Origin of the sequence: Muriicola sp., from assembly GCF_041567615.1 — a bacterium.
GTDB lineage: Bacteria > Bacteroidota > Bacteroidia > Flavobacteriales > Flavobacteriaceae > Muriicola.
In genome coordinates this window covers 1-15,458 of the sequence record NZ_JBFGBM010000041.1, presented here as the reverse complement: position 1 = coordinate 15,458, position 15,458 = coordinate 1, and the positions used below count along the sequence as shown (strand labels likewise).

The window sequence follows — 15,458 nt, the reverse complement described above, 5'->3', positions numbered from 1 at the left end:
CTTGGAATTATAAGAAATATCAAAGGAGTTGTAAAGAAAATTGTTCCTGCTGAACGTATTGGTATAACAGGCGCCCAGGACCTTTACAGCCCAGCCATTCTTGATGAAATTATTGTCCGTATAGTCCACCCTGTTGGATCCGTCGATATTGATCCCCACAGTATTTTCCTCAAAGGTATTCCCGCTGATCTCGGCATCGTTGATCTCCTTGAGCAATAAACCAAAAGATGCGCTTCCCCAATTCTTTCGGAAGGTATTCCCAAGCATCCGTATATTCCTCGAAAACATCACGGCAACCCCTGCCCCGTTATCCTCGAAGGTGTTACCTGTATAGCTGTCATTGTTGGAGAACATGAAATGCAGCCCGTATCTGAGGTTTTTTGTGCTGACGTTATCAGCGATCCTGACCTCATCGGCAAATTCGAGATAGATCCCATCCCTGACACCCTCAACGCGGTTCCCTTCGACCACCACATTTTTTGAATACCACAACTGTATCCCGTTTCCCGAATTGTATTCGTCCTTCGCATCTCCCAGTATCCTGTTATTCATAACCACGCCATGGTCCGACCTTTCCAGGTAGATGCCGAAGAAGAGGTTCTCAAGAGTCACGTTTTGAATGCGGTAATGCTTGCTTTTAACCACGCGAATGGCCGCCCAGTCTGAGGTATAACTGGTGCCCACATTTCTGATAGTAAGCCCGTCAACGGTTACGCTGTCGGAAACGATCCTGAGGATCTCCCCCCTGTCTTCCCCGTCTATGACAGTTCCGGGTTCGCCCTGCAGGGTGAGGGGCTTGTCTACCGCGATATTGAATTCCCTGTAGGTACCCTTGCGGATCAAAAGGGTATCCCCCTTTTCTGCCACCTCAACGCCCCTCTTTACCGTACTCACCGGACAATCCGGACAGATTTCGATCTGTCTGGTATTTTGAGCAAACGAAAGGATGGCAAATGAGAAAAAAAGGAGAGCGAGGATAGCCTTCATCCGTAAATTATCTGACGATTATAAATTTAGAATTTTTCAGCGCCCGTACGATGTGTTTGGTCTTTTTGGGAAAATTAAAATACTCCTGTTCCTGAATCCGGAAGGTATTTCCCTCGATGCTGAAGTCTATACTTCCTTCCAGCATGATCAAATGGGCATCACGAGGTGAAATGTGCTCGGGGAAGACCTTTCCGGCCTCGAGGGCTATTCCCAAAATCTCCCACGATGCCGAGGACACCATTTTATCGATTTTGAGACCCTGATATTCCAGCTCTTTGAACCCCTTGTAAATGGTGCGCATTGTACCCGATTTTGGATTCTTAATTCTTGTACTTCTCCTGAAGACCCTTCCAGTCCAGTAAAATCCCGGTATTAGCTTCACGAACTCTTTCAGCATCCTCTTTGTTCTCAAATGCAGAGAGGTAAGCCCCCATCGGACTCGGAATGTTCTCACTGATCAGGTAGGTAGCTTCCTGAGCGCTGACAAGCTCCCCGGGGGTCACATAATCATTTACCAGGAAGAGGGCGATTTCAGAAATGTCCTCTTTGTTTAACTGATTCATCATGCACTCCACTGCATCGAATTTAAATACCTTGCCCTTGGAAGTCACAAATTCTGCCGCATGCTGCCTGTCTACTATGGTCATGCTGCAAAAATGGCAACCGTCCATCCCGTACTGTATGGGTTCAGGCTTGATCTCACAGGAGGTCAAAAAGATCAGAATACTGAAGAAAAGGAATCTGAATATTTTCATTTCTTTTTAAATTCAGGTGAACAATCGATTCGATCTTTGGTACTTCCGCCCGAGGAAGAAGGCCACAACCGTCAGCATCATCCCGGTGAACATAAACCAGGCTCCTGTCGCCGGGAGGGAAGTGACATCGAAATTCAGCATTTTCGTATGCCCAAAGAGGGGCGGTTTATAGGTCATGGGCGTACCGTCAGGGTTGGCCAGTTTCATGATCGCATTGGGATCGAGGTTGGTTCCGTAATCCACCATCCAGGCATTGAAGTCGTACATCCCCAGCACACCGAGGACAGACATAAACAGGAACCAGCCCAGGAACCATTTGTAATTGAGCTTACCGAAGAACACCAGTGCGCCGATCATGGACCCAAGAAATACCATAACCCCAATGACTACAGGGAATGTACTGAACTCCCACATATCCTCAGGTTTGGGAAGGGTCTTCATCCCTATGTAGTGGTTCAGCCCATCGATATTCTGGATATCGAACTCATTGACGTCCCTTATCCCGTCGATGTGGATGTGGATCCCCAGTGGATCGGGATATTGGGGCGCTCCGAGCATTATCGTCCACAAGGGAAAGACATACAGTCCGAGCAGGAACAAAGGACCCAGGATCATCAGTATACTCGCTTTTTTCATGATGTTATTGCAGTTGAAAGATTCTTTTACCCAGCAAAAAAGCGGGCAGGCTTGCGCTTCTACCCGCTTTTCAACTCATGGGAAATCCATATTATTCACCCAGTGACCAGGACAATTCCACATTGGAATTAGCCGGAGATACGCGAACATATCCCTGCATTTCCTGGTGCAGAGCCGAACAGAAGTCCGTACAATAGAACGGCCATACACCTACCTGCTTGGGTTCCCAAAGCGTGGTCTTGGTCTGGCCTGGCATGACCAGGATCTCAGAGGTATTTTGCCCGATGATCGAAAAACCATGGGGAACATCAAAATCCTGTTCGTGGTTGGTGATATGGAAATACACCTTATCTCCCACCTTGATACCTTCTATGTTATCAGGGGTAAAGTGGCTTCGGATGGTCGACATATAGACATGCACCTCTTTTCCATTGCGCTCTACCCTGGCCTGCTCCGGAGTTTCTGTAAAGAATTTGTGTTTGTTCTCATCCAACCGGTAGATCTTCTTTGACCTGGATTCCAACAGTTCTGCAGGACATCCCGCAGCATAGTGGGGCTCACCATGGGTTGGAAAGTCATACAACAACTCCATCTTATCCCCTGAAATATCGTAGATCTGGGCGGAGTGCTCCATTTCCGGACCTGTGGGCAGGTAGCGGTCCTTCGTGATCTTATTCATAGCCACCAGATACTTGGCAAAAGGCTTCCTGGAATTCCCTCCTGGGATCATCAGGTGACCCACGGAATAATAAGTGGGTTTTCTGTCGAGTACTTCCCAGGTACCCACATTCCATTTAACAACTTCAGAAGAGATAAAGAAGGTGGTATAGGCATTGCCCCTGTCGTCAAATTCGGTGTGTAATGGGCCTAAGCCTCCGCTTTTGACAGTACCGGCCATAACTTCTTCAAACTTCAGGATAGGGATGCCATAGGCCTCTCCGTCAAATTTTTCGCCTTCGATCGCTGCCATCATCTTATCAAAGGAATGGACTGTGATATCGGCAGACAATTTACCGCTTCCGATGATGTACTGCCCTGAGGGATCCACGTCACATCCGTGAGGGGATTTTGGCGTGGGAAGCAGGTAAATCGCACCGGGCACCTCTGTAGGATCTACCGTAATGACCTCTTTCTTCATCGTGGAGGTCCCTGTATGCGTATGTTCATCATATACGTTATGGGCGTAGTTGGCAGCCATCTTGGTACCACCACCGTTCTTAACGTACTCTTCAATCTTCATCCAGTTCACTGCGGCGATGAAGTCCTTGTCGTTCTGGGACGCCATGACTTCCAGGAGGGAATTGGCCTCTTCGGTATTATAGGTAGAGAAGAAGAACCAACCGTGGGATTTTGCTCTACCCGGACGTGAAAGGTCATAGTTGAAGCCGGGCATGAGGATCTGGAACTCCAGGTTGAGTCGACCATTATCCGGAGCCACACTGACAAAGGAAAGTGCTCCCTTGAAGTTGCCCTTGTATTCATTGATCGGCATATCCCTTTGAGGTACGGGCACGGAAAAACGGGTTCCGGCTACCACATACTCCGTATTCTCAGTGATAAAGGAAGAACTGTGGTTCCCGGCACTGTTAGGAATTTCGATGATCTCTTCGGTTTCAAAGGTGCTCAGGCTCACGCGGGCCAGACGGGGGGTGTTGTTTCCGTTCACAAAGATCCAGCGTCCGTCGAGTTCCCCGTTGGTCTGGGAGATGTCAGGGTGGTGCAGGTCATCCCAGGGAATGAATCCAAAGGATGTATTGAGCATAGGTTTGGTCTCTTCGGAATAGCCGTATCCCGAAGTTGGGAACTGTGAGAATACGGGAATTTCCTTAAACATCCTTCCGGAGGGTAATCCATAGACCGTAAGGTTCCCGCTATAGCCTCCAGACAGGAAGGCGTAATAGGTATCCCGCTCACCTGGTGCAATGTATACCTTTTCCGCCGCGTTGGAGGACAAGGCCCCGTTTGATTTGCCGGCGTCGTTACAGCCGATGAAGATCATCGCCAGTCCGAGCAATCCAAGCATTGAATATTTGACTTTTTTCATTGTATTTAATTTAATTGATTCATGGTTTTCTTTTATTCAGAGGGAGGTAACATCACCTTGTCCACGACATGGACAATCCCATTGCCCGCGTTGATGCTCGCTACGATCTTGGCACCTCCAACATATACTTCTCCATCTTTGACCTCGATGGGAACGCTTTGGTCATTGGCCTGACCCAGCTTTTTGAACTTCATCAGGAAATCCTTGCTGTAATTCCCCGGGGTGACGTGGTATTTTAAAATGTTAGCCAGGGCATCCTTGTTCTCAGGTTTAAGAAGATCGGCAACCGTTCCTTCGGGCAGTGCATCAAAAGCTGCGTTGGTTGGGGCAAATACCATCAATGGCCCCGCATTGACGAGGGCATTCTCCAGGTCGGCAGCCTGAACGGCGGCCACGAGGGTCGTATGGTCCGGCGATCCGATGGCGATCTGAAGGACGTTAGGGACTGATTCATCATCTTCGATAAAGGCCTGTCCCTGTTCTTTGGCTTCAGAGGTGGTCGCAGACGGGGAGGCAGCGTCTCCCGCGGTCTTTCCTTCGTTCTTGCAACCGGAAAAGGCTACCAGAACCAGGAAGGTAAACAGTATCAGTTTTAGGGTGTTAGAAGTTTTCATAGGAATATATCTTAAAGGGTTCTGAAATATTCGAGGATAGCACGGGTCTGTTCCACGGTCAGGTTCTGATTGGCCATGGCCGCTCCATTAAACTCAACCAGCAGGTCTTTGGCACAGCGGTCCTGTTCTACCATTAACTGGGGATCCAGGATCATGTTCATGATCCACTCAGGACTTCGCCTTTCCATGATCCCCCTTGGAGAGGGCCCGATAAAACGCTTGTCGAGTTTGTGACAAGCCGTGCAATTGGACTTGAAAATAGCTTCGCCCTCGGCAGCCATGGCCTGATTGATCTCAGGATCGAGGGTGATCTCTTTGATCGGCCCTACCCCTTTTTCATCCAGGGTAATTCTCTGGGATGCAGGTACCTCATTGGTGGCTGCAGGAGTTTCACTACTGATCTCTGTGGATTTGCTTCTCTCAACGCTAAACCCTTCTTTTTTTTCTTCCTTGCCACCACAAGCGAACAGCAGTATAGAGCATAATAATACGGTGGATCTCAAAATGAATTTCATGGATTTACGGATTAAATTTCGGGGCTAAATTAGGGGTGGAGAAAGGGATAAAGTATGATAAATATCATATTTCGGATAAAACTATCCTTTTATATTTTTCCTCGAAATTTTAATCGATTCCCTTACCTTAGTCATATGCTGAGTAACTCCTCAAAATACGCCCTCACAGCCGTCCTTTTCCTCGCCGCGAATACGGATGAGCATCAGAAAAAAATGGTCAAGGATCTGAGTATATCCACTGGTATTCCCAAGGCCTACCTGGCTAAATTGCTGCAGCAGTTATCAAAACACCAGATCATTTCTGCCACTAAAGGTCCTAAGGGAGGGTATTACCTCACGGATGAGAACAGGAATCTGCCGGTCTACAGCCTGATAGAAGTGATTGACGGCACGCATCGGATGGAAACCTGCGTCCTGGGTATTGAAGAATGCAATGCAGAACGGCCCTGTCCCCTCCACGACCATGTGTATCCGGCGCGAAGAGCTTTCCTGGACACATTGAAGAAAATGACAATTGGAGAACTTTCACGGGACCTAAAGAACGGGAGTTCCTTTTTAACCGCGCAGCAATAGTGTAACATCGGATACAGGTCTAGCTATGGCCGCAACTAATATCCGGGATCCATCTCCGTATCTAAAAAAAAGAAAATCCTAAATCTTGAAAGTGATCACAGGTACCTTGGAATGGTTCGTGATGTCTTCCCCTATGCTTCCCATAAAGAAATGTGACAATCCCTTTCTTCCATGGGTGGGGATTCCGATCAGATCGGCACTGATGCTGTCACTGAAATTCAGCACCCCTTTCTCTACGCTGTAGTCATTGTAAATGGTCACTTCCTGTCCGGCACCTGCCATCTCCAGGTATTTGTTGATCTTCTCATAGGCATCATTGGTACTGAGAAAATCATCCCCCGGGGTATTGATATAGACCATGTGCAGTTTGGCCCCGAGCTTGGAGGCAAAGTCCCTTGCCTTTTGGAAAGCACTCAGGCTTTCGCTCTTGAAGTTACAGGCAAATACAAAGTTGTCTATCTTGAAACCCGGAAGTTCGCTCTTTACGACCAGAACGGGTATCTCGGAATACCTGACCACCTTTTCGGCGTTGGATCCCACAAAGATCTCCTTTAGACCGTCTGATCCGTGAGATCCCATGATGATCATGTCGGCATTGTGCTTCTCCGCGATCTCATTCACCTCTCCAAATACTTTAAAGTGTTTGATCACAGGGGTGAGCTTGATCCCTTTTAAATAATCCTTATCCAAAAATTCGCTCAGCCTTTTCTCTGCGAGCTTCAGCAGGAAAACAGTTTGTTCCGGATGGAAACCTTCTGAGGAGGTGATTATGGCCTCGTTCAATTCCAGCATGTGCAGGACCAGGATCTCAGACTGTTGTTTTTTGGCCAGGGAGGCTGCTACCTTCAGGGCGTATTCTGATTGTTCGGAGAAATCGACAGGAACGATAATAGTTTTCATGGTTCGGGATTAAAGGGTTAAATCGTCATTGAAAATACTCTTTTTTCCGGAGCTTTTCTATGCAGTAAAAGGTCAAAAGCCATACAGACATTCCGGATAAATGGACGCCCCGCTTCAGTAACGCGAAGTGTAGCGTTCTTAGTATCCACCAGTCCGTCTAATTTCATCTCTTCCAGATGGTCCAGGACGAGGTCGAGTTCGTCAAATTTCATGGAATCCTCCTCCCAGGATGTCTCCAGCCTGCACATCAAGTTAAGGATGTGGCGGCGGATTACCAAATCTTCCCTGTTGAGGATATGCCCCCTGTATATAGGGATGATCCCATTCTCAACAAGGTGCTGGTATTCCTCAATACTCTTGACATTCTGGGCAAAACCATACCAGCTGTCACTGATACTGGAGGCTCCCAGCCCGATCATCAACTGGGTCTTTGAAGCCGTATATCCCATAAAATTCCGGTGCATTCTCTTCTCGGTGAACGACTTGTACAGGCCGTCTGTCTGGAGGGAAAAATGATCCATGCCGATCTCGAAGTATCCCGCCTCCGTAAGTCGTTTTTTCCCGTACTCATACTGCATTCTCTTAGCCTCGGGAGAGGGCAGGTCCTCGTCCCTGAATCCCCTCTGTCCGTTCCCTTTCATCCACGGAACATGGGCGTAGCTGTAAAAAGCCAGCCTGTCTGGCAGCAATTCCAGGGTCCGGGCCATGGTCTCCTCAATGTCCTCTATCCTCTGGTGAGGCAAGCCAAAGATCAGGTCGTGCCCCACAGAAGTATAGCCGATCTCCCTCGACCATTCGGTGACCTTTTTCACGTTTTCATAGGGTTGAATCCTTGAAATAGCCTTCTGTACCTTTACGCTGTAATCCTGCACCCCGTAACTTACCCTTCGGAAACCCAGGTCGTATAAGGTCTGCAGGTGTTCCCGTGTGGTGTTATTGGGGTGTCCTTCAAAACTGAATTCACAATTTTCATCTAACTCCGCTTTGCGGAAGAGACCTTTTATCAGCATGCCGAGGTGTTCGGGTGAAAAGAAGGTGGGGGTTCCTCCTCCCAGGTGCAATTCCTTTATTTTGGGCTTTGAAGGAAAAAGATCGCAGTACAATTGCCATTCCCTTAGGATGGATTTGATATACGGGATCTCTACTTCATGCCTTTTGGTGATGCGTTTGTGGCAGCCGCAAAAAGTACACATGCTCTCACAATAGGGCAAATGGATATACAGGCTTATCCCTTCTTTCTCGTTGCTCTCCTCAAAGCTCCTTTTCACGGATTCTTTCCAGGCCTTACCGGAGAATGTATTGACATCCCAGTAAGGTACGGTGGGATAACTGGTGTACCGGGGACCCTGAACATTGTACTTTTGGATCAGATTGTTCATAGAAATCGATTTCTTTCAAAAATACACAGAGCCTGGGAGGTAAAACATGACAAAAATCATCTGAGGTCGATGCCCGTCGAAATAAGATCAGGACAAATCCCGGCGAAAACTGCTAATACGTATCCTTTATCCAGGTATAGGGGGCCCTTTTTATCCACATCCCGCGCGTAAAATCCGGAAAATCCTGGGGTTCGCCCTTCCTGTTGATGGAAGCTTCTGAAAGAGGGGTTACCGCACTCCAGGCTGCCGCGTCATAGGCATCCATCGGAGGGGCCACATTGGCCTTGGCAGATTCCACAAAGGCGTTGAGTACGAAAAAGTCCATGCCCCCATGACCCGCACCGGCGGCGTATTCCCCGTACTTCTGCCAAAGGGGGTGGTCGTATTTCTCCAGCCAGGCGGTCGCCTCATCCCACTTATGGGGCTCAGACATGCCTTCAACATACATGCGATTCCCATCGACTTCCCACAACCCGTTAGCCCCCTGCACCCTGAATCCAAGGGAATAAGGCCTGGGCAGGTTGCAGTCGTGCGTAATGATGATCGTCTCACCCCTGGCCGTATCTACAGTCGTGGTGATCACGTCTCCCTGCTTGAATTTTACTTTAGCATTGGGGTGATCCTCTCCCCCCTGCCTGACGATATGATTGTGCAGCCCAATGGCCTTACTCGCATGGGAAGTGAGGGACAGCAGGCGGTTCCCCCTATTGATATCCGCCATCACGGCAACCGGTCCCAGTCCGTGGGTGGGATAGACATCTGCGTTTCTCTTTACGGAATGCAGGGTACGCCAGCGCGCCTCCGAAATGGCCTTTTCACCAAATTCAACCCCACCACCATAAGGTTGTTTCCCGTTGTTGAATTTCACTTCCCGAAGGTCGTGCTGATACCCGCAACGGAAATGGACCAGTTCGCCAAAGATCCCCTGTTTCACCATATTCAGCACGGCCATGACATCCCTCCTGTAGTTGACGTTTTCCAGGATCATCATGTGGGTGCCGGTGGCCTCATGGGTATTGACCAGGTCCCAGCACTCTTCCAGGGTATTAGCCGCAGAAACCTCAACCCCGGCGTATTTTCCGGCCTTCATAGCATCAACGGTCATTCGGGTATGCCAGAGCCAGGGGGTGGATATTATTACGGCATCCACCTGATCTGAGGCCAGGAGGTTGAGGTAGTCCTGATCGTTCTTTCCATAAATCTGTGCCCTGGATTTTCCCATTTCCCTGATCAGGGCTTCACAAAGGGTGATCCGATCCGGGTCGATATCACAGATGGCCGTCACCCTGACGTCCTTCCGCTGCAGCAGGTTCCTGAGGTGGTTCGTCCCCCTGAGCCCCACACCGATGAGACCGATCCTCAGTTCTTCTTTCAGGGTTGATTGCTGCATGCCTGCCATATATTGCGGCAGGATACTCATTCCCGCCCCCGCGATGGCCGTATTTCGGATAAACTCCCTTCTGCTTGTCATGTCCTTTTGATTTGATGGGTTGCTCGTCGATGAAAATAGGAAATTCTCCCTGTCCCCCTTCGTATTCTTGTGTAAAAACTTATTTTTGGGCCCAAAGAAAAACAGATGACCTTATTACTGATGGCCGCCGGCAGAGGTAGCCGATACGGAGCCCTCAAACAGTTCGACGGGCTTGGACCCAGGGAAGAATTCCTGATGGAGTTCAGCATATACGATGCGCTGGAGAATGGCTTCGACCATATTGTCGTGATCACCCAGAAGGACAATGTCAGTTTCCTGCAGGAATACTTGTCGGCCAGGATCCCGGACAAAGTGAAACTCGATGTGGTCTCCCAGGACCTCAACGATCTTCCGGAAGGAGTTTCCTACTCCGGAGAAAGGGCAAAACCCTGGGGCACCGCCCATGCCGTTTGGTCTGCCAGAAAGGTTATCAACGGACCTTTTTCCGTCATCAACGCAGACGATTACTACGGGAAGAAGGCCTTCGAAAATGCAGCGGGATTTGTTGAGCAGGATAAGGAGAACAACTCCTTTGGCCTGGTCGCTTACACGCTGAAGGACACGCTTTCCCCTTACGGCTCTGTCTCCAGAGGAGTATGTGAACAGGAAGGGAAATACCTGAGTTCGGTACAGGAGCGGACGGAGATCGCAGAAGGAGAAAACGGGATCGTAGATGCCGATTCGGGAATAGAATTTACGGGAGACGAACTCGTCAGCATGAACTTCTGGGTATGCAGACCCTCTGTTTTCGACCGGATCGAGCAGGACCTCAGAAGCTTTATCGCAAAAGGGGAGAACCTCGAAAAAGGGGAAGTCTACCTGCCCTTTGTCATCCAGGCGATGTTGCAGGAAGGCGCTACCCGCGTGGAAGTCATTCCCTCTGAAAGTATGTGGTTCGGGGTCACCTATGCCAACGACAAGGAAACTGCCATGGCCCATCTCAGAAAGATGACAGAGGAAGGACAGTACAGGTCGCCACTCTGGAACTAACCGGTAAGACTTTATTTCCATGGGAGGTATTACTCCGGAAATGGCCCTGGATCATTTTGTGATCGAAAGAAAAACCTACGGGGTAAAACCTCTGTCTACGGGCTATATCAACGATACCTACACCATCTTTGACGGAAATATCCCGGTTTTTCTCCTTCAGCGCGTAAACCAAAAGGTTTTTCATGACATTCCCGGACTCATGGAGAATCTGGAGGCTGTTTTACCCGCTCTCAAAGGCAGGGGCTATCACCCCGTATCCTTCTACTACACCAAGGCACGTCATCCTTATTACCGGGATAAAAATGGGCAGTACTGGCGCCTGATGTCCTTTGTCTCAAACGGGTTTTCCTTTGATTTTACGACCGACCCGGATATCGCCTTTGAAGCGGGCAGGATCCTGGGAACATTTCACGGACTTACTGAAAAAATCACCCCGGAATCGATCAAAGAAATATTAGTCGGTTTCCACGACCTCAGCAAAAGGGAAGAAGAATTTAAAACGGCCCTGGAGAATGCTTCAGAGGAAAGGAAACAAAAAGCCCGGAAAGAGATCACTTTGGCAAACGTTCTGTTAGGGGAATTAAAGGAGGATAAGACCACGGACCTTCCCCTCCGAATTTGCCACAATGACGCCAAACTCAATAATTTTTTGTTCTCTTCTGAAACTGGGAAAGGGCTGTGCCTGGTCGACCTGGATACCATCATGCCGGGCTACCTCCACTATGACCTGGGGGATGCGATCCGGACCCTGGCCAACCCCCATCCGGAGGATGAGCGGGATTTGGAAAAGATCACTTTCGATCTGGACATGATCAAGACCTTCCTGAGAGGGATTCGGGAAAGCAGGCTGGAACTCAGTGAGGGCGAAAAACGCTCCATCCCCTATGGTGCGATCCTCATGCCTTTTTTGCACGGGATCAGGGCGCTTACGGATTATCTGCAGTACGACCGCTACTATAAGGTTACCTACCCGGAGGAAAACCTCAACCGTTCCAAAAGCCTTTTGGCAGTGGCGCGAAAAGCCCTGGAGAACAGATCGGCGGTCGATGCGATCGTGAAAGAAGTTTTTTGAGAATCGAATAGGCTATTTGAATGCCTGATGACCGGTAATGTCTGCCCCAGTGATCAGGAGATGGATGTCATGGGTCCCCTCATAGGTAATGACCGATTCCAGGTTCATCATATGCCTCATGATGGAATATTCTCCGGTAATGCCCATTCCGCCCAGTACCTGCCGCGCTTCCCTGGCGATCTTGATCGCCATCTCCACGTTGTTCCTTTTGGCCATGGAAATCTGGGCCGTGGCAGCCCTTCCCTCGTTCTTCAATTGCCCCAACCTGAAGGCGAGCAACTGGGCCTTGGTGATCTCGGTGATCATCTCGGCCAGTTTCTTTTGCTGCAACTGTGTGGCTGCTATAGGCTTGCCGAACTGTATCCTCTCCTTGGCGTACCTCAGGGCGGTATCATAACAGTCCATGGCCGCACCTATCGCCCCCCAGGCAATCCCGTAGCGGGCAGAATCCAGGCACCCGAGCGGGGCTCCCAGCCCGTTCTTGCCGGGCAGGAGGTTCTCTTTGGGAACTTTTACATTGTCGAAGATCAACTCTCCTGTGGCCGAAGCTCGCAGAGACCATTTATTATGGGTCTCAGGGGTTGAAAATCCTTCCATTCCCCTCTCGACGATCAGGCCGTGAATCCGTCCCTCCTCGTTCTTGGCCCAAACGATGGCGATGTCGGCAAAGGGAGAATTGGAGATCCAGAGTTTTGCCCCGTTGAGCAGAAAATGGTCGCCTTTGTCCTTGAAGTTGGTGGTCATCCCACCGGGATTGGAACCGTGGTCGGGCTCCGTAAGTCCGAAGCAACCCATCAGTTCACCCGTAGCGAGTTTGGGCAGGTATTTCTTTCGCTGCTCCTCTGTTCCGTAAGTGTAAATGGGATACATAACCAGGGAGGATTGAACGGAAGCTGTAGAACGCACCCCACTGTCTCCCCTTTCAATCTCCTGCATGATCAGTCCATAGCTGATCTGGTCTAATCCTGCTCCTCCATACTCCTCCGGGATATAAGGGCCAAAAGCCCCGATCTCCGCCAGACCTTTGAGGATCTGGGTGGGGAATTCTGCCTTCTGTGCAAACTCCTCGATGATGGGCGATACATCCCGCTTCACCCATTGGCGGGCGGCATCCCGAACCAGCAGGTGCTCCTCGCTCAAAAGATCGTCCAGGTTGTAATAATCAGGTGCTTCAAAAAGGTCGGGCCTCATAGGTGAAAATTTTGTCAAAGGTACTCAAAGTAAATCATGGATAAAACAGATTATCGGAGTAAAACAATGCATTAATTCTCCTCTTCACGATTGAGATAACGCGCCAGGAGGGAATGGAAATGGTGTACCCCTTTCTCCCTGGCCGGGGAGAAGCGGCCTGCCTGATAAAAGCGGGAACGAATCCCCTTGTGAACGCCTTCCACCACAGCTTCATCTTCCATCTCCACCTTGTCCAGTCCGGTCCCCGCACCCTTGTCGAGTTTAGAGGGATCGCATACATAGGTCAGGAAGGACACCCTGGTCCGGGACAGGTCGATGGGGTTTACAAGGTTGACCGAGCAGCCCCAGGGGTAAAAATTGAACATCATATTGGGATAGACCCAGAAGTAATAGGCAGCCACTTTTTTGCCGCGGTCCATATGACCTTCCGGCAGGTCGAAGACCTCATCCGTTCCCTCGGCGTAGCCGATCTGCAGGTTGCAGTGGTCGTACAGAACTGTCTCGTAGTTCCCGTAATCGAGTACCGCATCGAGATCCTCGTGAACAAAGGGGATATGGAATCCCTCGAGGTAATTGTCACAATAGAGGGCCCAGTGGGCGTGGATCGTATAATCCTTGTCCCTTGTTACATCCCTTTTAAATTTGTCCAGGGGCATAAATCCCACGCGTTCCTCCATGCGATCGATCACCGATTGAAAGTCGAATGCCGGCCTGAGCCCCGCGAAGAGGAAGGGACCCCATCGACGCACGGGAAAAGAATGAAGGTCGTCGCAGGGTCTGGGAAAATCAAGGGTTTCCCCAAATTCCGGCATGAATTCGAATTTGCCGTCCAGGCCGAAACGCCTGCCGTGATACCCGCAAACCAGTTTTCTGTACTTACCTTCATTCTCCACGACCAGGTTCCCCCGGTGGGTGCAGACATTGCTCAGGCAGTGTATTTTGCCTTCCCCGTCTTTTGACAGCAACAAGGGTTCATCGAGAAAGCCAGGGAGGAGGGTTGAAGGAGCCGCGTGGCCCTTTTCTAAAAGGCCGGTTGTATCGCCTATCCACTGCCAGGACCGGTAAAATACCTTTTCCCTCAAGGCTTGGAATACTTCAGGATGGCGATAAAAACTGGAAGGCAGGGTACTGGCTTTCCGAATATCCGGATCGATAGAGAATTTTGGGATCACAACCCTATTAATTTGTACTTTTAAAAGTATGGAATTCTTTTCGATTAACTGCCCGTCTGATGTCTTCGAAACCTAGTAAGGGCAAATTGGGGATCTGGATGGCCACATCTCTGGTCATCGGAAATATGATCGGAGCGGGCGTCTTTATGATGCCGGCCGCACTTGCAGAATACGGGGGGATCAGCATCCTGGGCTGGCTGGCCTCCTCCATAGGGGCCATTCTGCTCGCCCTGGTCTTCAGCAGGCTTAGTAAAATGGTCCGTGACAATAATGGCGGACCCTACGCATTTGCAAGACATGGGTTCGGAGACTATGTGGGTTTTATGGTTGCTTGGGGGTACTGGATCGCCGTCTGGACCGCGGTCGCAGCCCTCTCCATCGCCTTTGTCAGTGCGATGAGTATTTTTTTTCCGGTTTTGAATCAGGAGCCTGTGGTGGCCCTGATGACAGGCCTTTCTGCCATATGGTTCCTCAGCTGGGTCAACTCGAGGGGAGTTCGGTCCTCCGGAAAAATGCAGGTACTGACCACCATTCTTAAACTTTCTCCCATTCTGGTAATCATACTCGGAGGTTTTTTCTTTTTTAATGCGGATAACTTTATTCCGTTCAATGCCAGTGACACATCCTCCTTCAATGCCATTGCCATTACTGGGACCATGACTCTTTATGCCTTCCTCGGTCTCGAATGTGCCACGATCCCGGCAGATAATGTCAAGGACCCGGTAAAGACCATCCCCAGGGCTACCCTTCTCGGAACATTGATCACTACCGCGGTGTATATCCTCGGTACCGTTGTGGTCATGGGTCTCGTTCCACTCGATAAATTGACGAATTCTCCGGCTCCCTTTGCCGATGCGATGAAAGTCATGACAGGGGAAACTGGAAGTTATATCGTGGCCGGAGGTGCTGCCATTGCAGCCTTCGGCGCCCTGAACGGTTGGATCCTGATCCAGAGTCAGCTGGCCAGGGCCATCTCCCATGATGGGCTTTTCCCTAGGATATTTAAAAAAGAAAATTCTAATGGGGTCCCAGTCTGGGGAATTGTCATTGGCAGTGCTCTCAGTTCTCTGGTCATGCTCATGAATTACACAGAAGGATTGGTGGAACAGTTCAAATTTATTATCCTCCTCTCTACCCTATGCACCCTTGTACCTTATCT

Annotated in this window: 16 protein-coding genes; 4 read left to right on the top strand and 12 right to left on the bottom strand. The window is 49.8% G+C overall.

Annotated elements, in window-relative coordinates; all coding sequences use genetic code 11:
• The 7 genes from nosD to ABYP73_RS04500 all read right to left on the bottom strand — a co-directional run.
• Positions 1–987, bottom strand: a 987-nt coding sequence (gene nosD, locus ABYP73_RS04530) for a nitrous oxide reductase family maturation protein NosD (protein WP_372973575.1), incomplete at its 3' end; no start/stop codon positions are given.
• 7 nt (positions 988–994) lie between these two features.
• Entirely contained in the window at positions 995–1,288 is a 294-nt protein-coding gene (locus ABYP73_RS04525) for a cupin domain-containing protein (RefSeq protein WP_372944821.1), read from the bottom strand.
• A 19-nt stretch (positions 1,289–1,307) separates the two neighbouring features.
• Positions 1,308–1,742 carry a nitrous oxide reductase accessory protein NosL gene (locus ABYP73_RS04520; RefSeq protein WP_372944822.1) on the bottom strand — a complete coding sequence of 145 codons (435 nt, stop codon included), beginning with the start codon at positions 1,740–1,742 and terminating at the stop codon, positions 1,308–1,310.
• Positions 1,743–1,754: 12 nt separating this feature from the next.
• Complete coding sequence (locus ABYP73_RS04515; RefSeq protein ID WP_372973574.1) at positions 1,755–2,378, bottom strand: hypothetical protein; 624 nt, start codon at positions 2,376–2,378, stop codon at positions 1,755–1,757.
• A gap of 91 nt (positions 2,379–2,469) precedes the next feature.
• A complete protein-coding gene (gene nosZ / locus ABYP73_RS04510; protein WP_372973573.1) occupies positions 2,470–4,422 on the bottom strand; it encodes a Sec-dependent nitrous-oxide reductase in 1,953 nt (650 codons plus the stop codon).
• A gap of 32 nt (positions 4,423–4,454) precedes the next feature.
• Positions 4,455–5,036 carry a fasciclin domain-containing protein gene (locus ABYP73_RS04505; RefSeq protein WP_372944825.1) on the bottom strand — a complete coding sequence of 194 codons (582 nt, stop codon included), beginning with the start codon at positions 5,034–5,036 and terminating at the stop codon, positions 4,455–4,457.
• An 11-nt stretch (positions 5,037–5,047) separates the two neighbouring features.
• Positions 5,048–5,551 carry a c-type cytochrome gene (locus tag ABYP73_RS04500; RefSeq protein ID WP_372944826.1) on the bottom strand — a complete coding sequence of 168 codons (504 nt, stop codon included), beginning with the start codon at positions 5,549–5,551 and terminating at the stop codon, positions 5,048–5,050.
• Positions 5,552–5,686: 135 nt separating this feature from the next.
• On the opposite strand from ABYP73_RS04500, the gene ABYP73_RS04495 reads away from it, so the two are divergent.
• A complete protein-coding gene (locus ABYP73_RS04495; protein WP_372973572.1) occupies positions 5,687–6,124 on the top strand; it encodes an Rrf2 family transcriptional regulator in 438 nt (145 codons plus the stop codon).
• Between the two features lie 78 nt (positions 6,125–6,202).
• On the opposite strand, the gene ABYP73_RS04490 is transcribed toward ABYP73_RS04495, so the two are convergent.
• The 3 genes from ABYP73_RS04490 to ABYP73_RS04480 form a co-directional block, all read right to left on the bottom strand.
• Complete coding sequence (locus tag ABYP73_RS04490; RefSeq protein ID WP_372944828.1) at positions 6,203–7,024, bottom strand: universal stress protein; 822 nt, start codon at positions 7,022–7,024, stop codon at positions 6,203–6,205.
• Between the two features lie 17 nt (positions 7,025–7,041).
• Positions 7,042–8,403 carry an oxygen-independent coproporphyrinogen III oxidase gene (hemN, locus tag ABYP73_RS04485; RefSeq protein ID WP_372973571.1) on the bottom strand — a complete coding sequence of 454 codons (1,362 nt, stop codon included), beginning with the start codon at positions 8,401–8,403 and terminating at the stop codon, positions 7,042–7,044.
• A 112-nt stretch (positions 8,404–8,515) separates the two neighbouring features.
• A complete protein-coding gene (locus ABYP73_RS04480; RefSeq protein ID WP_372973570.1) occupies positions 8,516–9,874 on the bottom strand; it encodes a Gfo/Idh/MocA family protein in 1,359 nt (452 codons plus the stop codon).
• Positions 9,875–9,979: 105 nt separating this feature from the next.
• Between ABYP73_RS04480 and ABYP73_RS04475 the strand changes: the two genes are divergently transcribed.
• Both ABYP73_RS04475 and ABYP73_RS04470 read left to right on the top strand, forming a co-directional pair.
• On the top strand, positions 9,980–10,864 hold the full coding sequence (locus tag ABYP73_RS04475; protein ID WP_372973569.1) for an NDP-sugar synthase: 885 nt from the start codon (positions 9,980–9,982) through the stop codon (positions 10,862–10,864).
• 19 nt (positions 10,865–10,883) lie between these two features.
• On the top strand, positions 10,884–11,936 hold the full coding sequence (locus ABYP73_RS04470; protein ID WP_372973568.1) for a phosphotransferase enzyme family protein: 1,053 nt from the start codon (positions 10,884–10,886) through the stop codon (positions 11,934–11,936).
• A 12-nt stretch (positions 11,937–11,948) separates the two neighbouring features.
• Here ABYP73_RS04470 and ABYP73_RS04465 read toward each other — a convergent pair whose 3' ends face one another.
• Both ABYP73_RS04465 and ABYP73_RS04460 read right to left on the bottom strand, forming a co-directional pair.
• The gene (locus ABYP73_RS04465; RefSeq protein ID WP_372973567.1) at positions 11,949–13,127 is read right to left on the bottom strand and encodes an acyl-CoA dehydrogenase family protein; all 1,179 of its coding nucleotides are present in this window, start codon (positions 13,125–13,127) and stop codon (positions 11,949–11,951) included.
• Positions 13,128–13,198: 71 nt separating this feature from the next.
• The gene (locus ABYP73_RS04460; protein ID WP_372973566.1) at positions 13,199–14,299 is read right to left on the bottom strand and encodes an SRPBCC family protein; all 1,101 of its coding nucleotides are present in this window, start codon (positions 14,297–14,299) and stop codon (positions 13,199–13,201) included.
• 59 nt (positions 14,300–14,358) lie between these two features.
• Here ABYP73_RS04460 and ABYP73_RS04455 point away from each other — a divergent pair.
• Positions 14,359–15,458: amino acid permease (locus ABYP73_RS04455; protein ID WP_372973565.1), on the top strand; the 1,100-nt coding region annotated here is incomplete at its 3' end.

Coding starts and splice junctions, on each gene's coding strand:
- ABYP73_RS04480 (WP_372973570.1), bottom strand. CDS start 9,874: ATGACAAGCAGAAGGGAGTTTATCCGAAATACGGCCATCGCGGGGGCG.
- nosZ (WP_372973573.1), bottom strand. CDS start 4,422: ATGAAAAAAGTCAAATATTCAATGCTTGGATTGCTCGGACTGGCGATG.
- ABYP73_RS04520 (WP_372944822.1), bottom strand. CDS start 1,742: ATGAAAATATTCAGATTCCTTTTCTTCAGTATTCTGATCTTTTTGACC.
- ABYP73_RS04500 (WP_372944826.1), bottom strand. CDS start 5,551: ATGAAATTCATTTTGAGATCCACCGTATTATTATGCTCTATACTGCTG.
- ABYP73_RS04495 (WP_372973572.1), top strand. CDS start 5,687: ATGCTGAGTAACTCCTCAAAATACGCCCTCACAGCCGTCCTTTTCCTC.
- ABYP73_RS04470 (WP_372973568.1), top strand. CDS start 10,884: ATGGGAGGTATTACTCCGGAAATGGCCCTGGATCATTTTGTGATCGAA.
- ABYP73_RS04525 (WP_372944821.1), bottom strand. CDS start 1,288: ATGCGCACCATTTACAAGGGGTTCAAAGAGCTGGAATATCAGGGTCTC.
- ABYP73_RS04505 (WP_372944825.1), bottom strand. CDS start 5,036: ATGAAAACTTCTAACACCCTAAAACTGATACTGTTTACCTTCCTGGTT.
- ABYP73_RS04515 (WP_372973574.1), bottom strand. CDS start 2,378: ATGAAAAAAGCGAGTATACTGATGATCCTGGGTCCTTTGTTCCTGCTC.
- ABYP73_RS04475 (WP_372973569.1), top strand. CDS start 9,980: ATGACCTTATTACTGATGGCCGCCGGCAGAGGTAGCCGATACGGAGCC.
- ABYP73_RS04465 (WP_372973567.1), bottom strand. CDS start 13,127: ATGAGGCCCGACCTTTTTGAAGCACCTGATTATTACAACCTGGACGAT.
- ABYP73_RS04490 (WP_372944828.1), bottom strand. CDS start 7,024: ATGAAAACTATTATCGTTCCTGTCGATTTCTCCGAACAATCAGAATAC.
- hemN (WP_372973571.1), bottom strand. CDS start 8,403: ATGAACAATCTGATCCAAAAGTACAATGTTCAGGGTCCCCGGTACACC.